This is a genomic window from Pseudonocardia pini (assembly GCF_013870575.1).
Taxonomy (GTDB): Bacteria; Actinomycetota; Actinomycetes; order Mycobacteriales; family Pseudonocardiaceae; genus Pseudonocardia; species Pseudonocardia pini.
The window spans coordinates 1-6238 of the sequence record NZ_JACBXB010000302.1; the positions used below are offsets into that span (position 1 = coordinate 1).

Here is a 6238-nt window from a genome sequence, read left to right on the forward strand (position 1 = left end):
GGGAGCCCGCCCGCGGGGCCGCGGGGGAGATCGCGGGCCTCGCCTTCTCGCCCGACTCCCGCTGGCTCGCCTACGAGGACCCGATCGAGCCGGGGCTGAGCCGGATCATGCTCGTCGACCTCTCGGACGACTCGCTCACCGCCGTGACCGAGCCCCGGTTCGTCGACACCGACCCGGTGTTCACCACGGACGGCAGGTACCTCGCCTTCCTCTCCCGCCGCAGCTTCGACCCGATCTACGACGAGCACTCCTTCGACCTCACCTTCCCCGCCTCGTGGCGCCCGTTCCTGGTCCCGCTGGCCGCGCGCACGCCGTCGCCCTTCGGGTCCGGGCCGGACGGCCGCCCGGTCTCCGGCGCCGACGAGGAGCCGGAGGACCCGCCCGCCACCGAGGAGGAGCCCGCGGCGAAGGAGGAGAAGAAGAAGGAGGGCCCACCGGAGACGGTGGTGGACGTCGAGGGGCTGGTCGACCGGGTCGTCCCGATCCCGGTGGCCGAGGGCCGCTACCGCGGGCTGGGGGCGGCGAAGGACTGCCTGCTCTGGCTGTCCGTGCCGGTCACCGGCGTGCTGGGCGACGGCCGGGCGGACGGCGAGGACCCCAAGCCGGTCCTCGAACGGTTCGACCTCAAGCGCCGCAAGGTGGACACGATCGCCGATCCCGCGCACGGCTACGCGGTGAGCGGGGACGGCAACCGGCTCGTGGTGCGGGACGCACGCACCCTGCGCGTGCTGCGGCCGGACCGCTCCGGCTCCTCCGCGCCGTCGGACGGGGACGCGGACGAGTTCGAGATCGACCTGGGCCGCGTCTCGGTGACGATCGACCCCGCCGCCGAGTGGCGCCAGATGTTCGACGAGGCCGGGCGCCTCATGCGCGACCACTACTGGATCGAGGACATGGCGGGCGTCGACTGGCTCGCCGAGCTGGACCGGTACCGGCCGCTGGTCGACGCGGTCGGCAGCACGGACGACCTCGTCGACCTGCTCTACGAGCTGCAGGGCGAGCTGGGCTCGTCGCACGCGTACGTCGTCGGGCGGGGGTCGGGCGGGGACTTCGGCGGCCGCCCCGGGTTCCTGGGCGCGGACCTCGAACCGGTCGACGGCGGGTGGCGGGTCGCGCGGGTGCTGCCCCCGGAGACCTCGGCGCCCGACGCCCGCAGCCCGCTCACCGAGCCGGGCGTCGACGTCCGGGCCGGTGACGTGCTGCTCGAGGTCGCGGGCAGGCCCGTGGACCCGGAGCTGGGGCCGAGCCCGCTGCTCCTGGGTCGGGCGGACACGCTCACCGAGCTGACCGTGCGGAAGGCGGGCGGCGAGATCCGACGCGTGGTGGTCCGGCCGCTCGGCGGCGAGCAGAACCTGCGCTACCACGACTGGGTCGCGGGGCGGCGCGCGTTCGTGGCGGACCGCTCCGAGGGCAGGCTCGGCTATCTGCACGTGCCGGACATGGTCGCCTCGGGGTGGGCGCAGCTACACCGCGACTTCGAGCGCGAGGCGCGCCGCGAGGGCCTGGTGCTCGACGTCCGGGACAACTCCGGCGGGCACACCTCCCAGCTGGTGATCGAGAAGCTGGCGCGCAAGGTGATCGGCTGGGACGTGGTGCGACACGCCGCGCCCGCGACCTACCCGGAGGGGGCGCCGCGCGGCCCGATCGTCGCGGTGGTCGACGAGCACGCGGGCTCCGACGGCGACATCGTCACCGCCGCGTTCAAGCGGATGGGGCTGGGCCCGGTCGTCGGGGTGCGGACCTGGGGCGGGGTGATCGGCATCGACAGCCGGTACTCGTTGGTCGACGGCACCCGGGTCACCCAGCCGCGCTACTCGTTCTGGTTCGACGACCTGCACTGGGGCGTCGAGAACCACGGCGTGGACCCGGACGTCGAGGTCGTCACGACCCCGCAGGACTGGGTGGCGGGCCGCGACCCCCAGCTGGAGACGGCGGTGCGGCTGGCCCTCGAGGCCCTGGAGACGAGCCCCGCGGTCACCCCACCGGACCCCGGGACCCGTCCCAGCCGTGCGAAGCAGCCCCTCCCACCCCGCCCCTGACCCCCACCCCGCCGAGATGAACCTCGGTGTCGTCGCGAGCATGATCAAACGTCACTGAGGTTCATCTCGGCAGGACTCCTCGGGGACTCGGCGGGGACTCGGCTTGTGCCGTCCGGGATCAGGCCGGCTCGGCCGCCGTCGCGCGCCGCGGGGTCGGGTCGGGGGTCGGCGGGGCGGTGCGCGGGCGCAGCAGGGCCACGCCGACGAACGCCGCCAGGCTCAGGACCGGGGCGATGAAGGTCGGCCAGCCGTCGAAGCCGGGCCCGAAAACGTCGTTCGGAATGTGGAGCAGCGTGTTGTCGACCCCGTAGATGGTCGGGGTCAGCACGAACAGCCCGAGCCGCACCACCAGCCCGACCGTGATCGCCGCGGCGGCGGCCGCCGTCGTGATCCGGGCGGGCCACCAGTGCCCGAGCACGAACGGCACGATCAGCGCGGCGAGCATCAGGTCGAAGGCCAGGGTGAGCAGGATGCCGGTCTGCGGCACCCGCAGCGCGAACAGGATCGCGATGCCCACCACGAACGGCATCGTCAGCCGGACCTGGCGCAGCAGCGGGTCCTTGCCGGTCCGCTCGTCGTGCTGCTGCTCGCGGCCCGCGATGTTCCGGACGGCGACGGCGGCCGTGCCGAGGATGACCCCGTTGGCCGTGGAGCAGGAGGCGGCGACGATCGCGGACAGCACCATGATCGTCAGGCCGGCGGGGGCGTACTGCTCCAGCAGGACGAACAGCACCGGTCCGTCGACCGGGGCGTCGCCGAAGATCGCCCCCGTCGAGAGGGCGACCAGGGCGTACGGGATCCCGACGATCGCGGTGCCCGCGGCGCCGACGAAGCATGCCCGCCGTGCGATCTCCGGGGTCTTGGCGGAGAAGATCCGCTGCATGAAGTCGATCGCCACGATGTCGCCGATGCCCAGCGCGATCAGCGTCGCCCAGTTCACGACGGCGCCCTGCGCCGGGTCGCCGAGCTGGCCGAGGTCGAAGGGCCCCATGCCCTCCGGCACGGTCAGGCCGTAGGTGACCGCGACCCAGACGAGCAGGGCCGCCGACCCGATCACGGTGATGATGACCTGGATGAACGCGGTGTAGGCGTCGGAGAACATGCCGCCGGTGATCGTGTAGGCGAGCACCACGCCCACGATGATCAGCACGCCCGCCGTGTAGCTGGTGCCCAGGAACCGCTCGAACAGGAACCCGCCCGCGACGAGGTTGCCCGCCAGCAGGATGCAGAAGCTGAAGATCATCAGGACGGACGACGCGAGCTCCACGCCGCGGCCGTACTTGATCCTGTAGAAGTCCGGCAGGCTGAGCAGGCCCATCGCGTTCATCCGCTTCGCGAAGAAGATGCCGGTCAGCAGCAGGCAGAGGCCCAGTCCGAGCGGCAGTGACGCGCCCGCCCAGAAGCCGAAGCTCGCCGAGAGGTCGGTGTTGCCGAGCGTGGCGTTGGAGTCGACGGCCTGGCCCATCAGGCCCGCCGCGACGAGCGGGAGCCCGAGGGCGCGGCCCGCGACGAGGAAGTTGGTCGAGTCGCCGTCGACCTTCCGTGCGACGGCGAGGCCCACCGCGAGCACGAGGACGACGCCGATCGCGACACCGAGAATGATCATCTTCAGGTCTCCGGTCTGGTGTGGACGTGCCGGGACGTGCTCAGGCGTTCTTCGGGAGGTGTCCGGACCGCACGAGGCAGCCGAGGGTGTCGCAGATGACGCGGGTGGCGATCAGCGCGGTGATCTCCGCGTTGTCGTAGGGGGGCGCACACTCGACGACCTCGATCCCGGCGAGCGGGCGGGCGTCGGCGATGATCTGGATGAACTTCAGGACCTCGCGCGGCAGGAACCCGCCGGGCTCCGGCCAGCCGGTGCCGGGGACGAACGCGGCGTCGAGGCAGTCGACGTCGAACGACAGCCAGACGGCGTCGGCGCCGTCCCACGCGACGTCGAGCGCCCGCTGCGCCGCGTCCTCGATCCCCATCTCGACGCAGTCGGTGACGGTCATGATCGTGGTGCCCCGCTCGCGCCCGACCTTCACACCCGGCCGCGGTGCCTGCCAGCCGCCGATCCCGATCTGCACCAGGTTCTTCGCCGGCACGTTCGGGATGTCCGTGGCGTGGAACCAGGGGGTGGTGTGCATCCGTTCGTCGAGGTCGGTCTCCTGGGTGTCCACGTGCCGGTCGAAGTGGATGATCCCGAGGTTCCCGCCGTTCAGGTGGGGCGCGACGCCTCGGACCGTCGGATAGCCGATCGAGTGGTCACCGCCGAGGACGACCGGGAACGCTCCCGACTCGTAGACGTGCGAGGTGGCCTTGGTGATCTGGTCGAAGCACTTCTCGATGTTCCCGGGGATGGTGAAGACGTCCCCGAGATCGGCGATCGTGATCGACTCGCGCAGGTCCACGCCGAGCTCGAAGGAGTACGGACCGTAGAGCGCGGAGATCTTCCGGATGCCCTGCGGTCCGAACCGGGTGCCGGACCGGTAGGTGGTGCCGCCGTCGAACGGGACGCCGAGCACCGCGACGTCGTACTCGCCGCAGCGCCGGACGTCCTCGACGTAGGGTGCCTTAAGGAACGTGTTGATCCCCGCGAAGTGCGGCAGCTCGCCCCGGGAGAAGGTGGGGATGGAGCGGTCCACGATCGAGTCCGCGCCCTGCAGGCCCAGCTCCAGGCCGCGGGCGATCTCCTGCTCGTACTTGGTCGTGGGCAGCGCGGCCTCGGCGGCGACGGCGTACGCGGCCTCGGGCCCGTAGCTGCTGTGCAGCTGCCTGGCCAGCGTCTCGGCCTCGACGGGGTCGATCGGCGTGCCGTCCGGCGTGTGGTCGGGCCGGTTCGGGTTGTAGTGCACGGGGCGTTCCCTCACGGTCGGGGAACCGGCGCAGGAGCAGCCGGAACCACCAGCTGTCTCCCGGGCTTTTGTCCCGCCGTGGGGCGGCTGCGTGCCTGCCGCCTGCATCTCTCGGACCAGGCCCCCGCCGGAGCGGGACGGAACCCTAGACGCGCCTCACCGGAGGTGAGTCGGGATCGAGTGAACGATCCCGATGTTGCACGCGTGTCACTGCGGCGTGAAACAGTGTCACGCCCCGCGGGCCGCCCGGTGGGCGTCGGGAAGAAATCGGGCCCGCGTATCGTCGACAACCAGTGCCCCTGCGGGCCGTCCGGCCCGGGCAGGGGTGTGTCCGCATGCGCCGGAGGCGGAGCGTGCGGAGTCGACCCATGCGCTCTGCCGCTCCGTGTCGCAGAACAGCGTGACGCCCTGCGCGGTGTCCGCGACCAGGACCTCCTGCAGCGCGGTGTGGGTCCGCACCCGGACGTCGTCGAGCGTCCAGTGTCGGGTCAGCCCCGGCGCGATCGGCTCGCGGACCTCGCCCGCGCCGCCGCGGTCCACCGTCTGCACGTGCAGGTCGGTCGCGCCGAGGGTCAGAGCGAGCCTGCGCACCGCGCGCACGGGATCGGCGGTGTCGCCGCAGGTGAAGACGTCGGCGAGGGCGATCCCCCGCTCCGGCCAGGTGTGCACGGAGGCGTGCGACTCGGCCAGCAGCGCGACGACCGTGGCCCCTTGCGGGGTGAACGGCTCGACCGTCACCTGCCGCACGTCCGCCCCGGCGCCGATCAGCGAGGTCCGCAGGGCGTGGGCGAGGCCTGCGGGATCGTCGAGCAGGGCGGCGTCGACCCCGCGGAGCTCCGCGAGGACGTGCCTGCCGGTGGGCGCGTGCACGCGCCCAGTCGACCACAGCCCTAGCCGACCACATGGACCGGGAGCGGCCCGAACCCGTTGAACCCGACGCTGGCGTAGCTCGCCGTGTAGGCCCCCGCGTGCAGGAGGTCCACGGCGTCCCCCGCGGCGAGGTCCAGCGGGAGGAGGGTGGGCAGGCGGCGGTAGAGGACGTCGTCGCCGTCGCAGGTGGGGCCGGCGAGAACGACCGGGCCGACCGGGCCCGACCGACCGGGCACCCGCACGGGATAGCCGATCGCCTCCCCCTCGGTCTCCGCGAGGCCCTGGTAGCGCCCGCAGTCGAGGTAGACCCAGCGCCGGTGGTCGATCCCGGGGCGGCGGGAGACCCGCAGCACGCTCGTCCGCAGGACCCCGGCCTCGGCGACCAGCGCGCGCCCCGGCTCGACGACCACCCGGGCCCCGTCGACGTCTCCCGCCGCCACCGCCGCGGCGACCGCGCCGTGGACCGCGCCGCGGTCGCCGCGGCGGTGGCGG

At 72.9% G+C, this 6238-nt stretch carries 4 protein-coding genes, 1 pseudogene and 1 riboswitch; of the genes and pseudogenes, 1 reads left to right on the plus strand and 4 read right to left on the minus strand.

Translation table 11 applies throughout. The features are described 5' to 3' along the window. A partial coding sequence (locus tag H5J29_RS17570) for a S41 family peptidase (protein WP_181782038.1) occupies window positions 1-2039 on the plus strand: 2039 nt, incomplete at its 5' end. 118 nt (window positions 2040-2157) lie between these two features. Here the strand turns inward: H5J29_RS17570 and H5J29_RS17575 are convergent. The 4 genes and pseudogenes from H5J29_RS17575 to H5J29_RS17590 all read right to left on the minus strand — a co-directional run. Next, window positions 2158-3645 (minus strand): high affinity choline transporter 1, encoded by a 1488-nt coding sequence (locus tag H5J29_RS17575; protein WP_181782039.1) that lies wholly within the window; start codon window positions 3643-3645, stop codon window positions 2158-2160. A gap of 40 nt (window positions 3646-3685) precedes the next feature. Beyond that, complete coding sequence (locus H5J29_RS17580) at window positions 3686-4876, minus strand: agmatinase family protein (protein ID WP_312858284.1); 1191 nt, start codon at window positions 4874-4876, stop codon at window positions 3686-3688. A gap of 55 nt (window positions 4877-4931) precedes the next feature. Further along, window positions 4932-5036, minus strand: a riboswitch (guanidine-I (ykkC/yxkD leader). 68 nt (window positions 5037-5104) lie between these two features. Then, complete coding sequence (speD, locus tag H5J29_RS36255; RefSeq protein ID WP_181782040.1) at window positions 5105-5746, minus strand: adenosylmethionine decarboxylase; 642 nt, start codon at window positions 5744-5746, stop codon at window positions 5105-5107. 20 nt (window positions 5747-5766) lie between these two features. Next, window positions 5767-6238 (minus strand): annotated as a pseudogene (locus tag H5J29_RS17590) (type III PLP-dependent enzyme); the annotation flags it as partial.

What these genes read in the sequence shown, in the direction of transcription:
- H5J29_RS17575 (WP_181782039.1), bottom strand. Translation starts at nt 3,645, where the DNA reads ATGATCATTCTCGGTGTCGCGATCGGCGTCGTCCTCGTGCTCGCGGTG.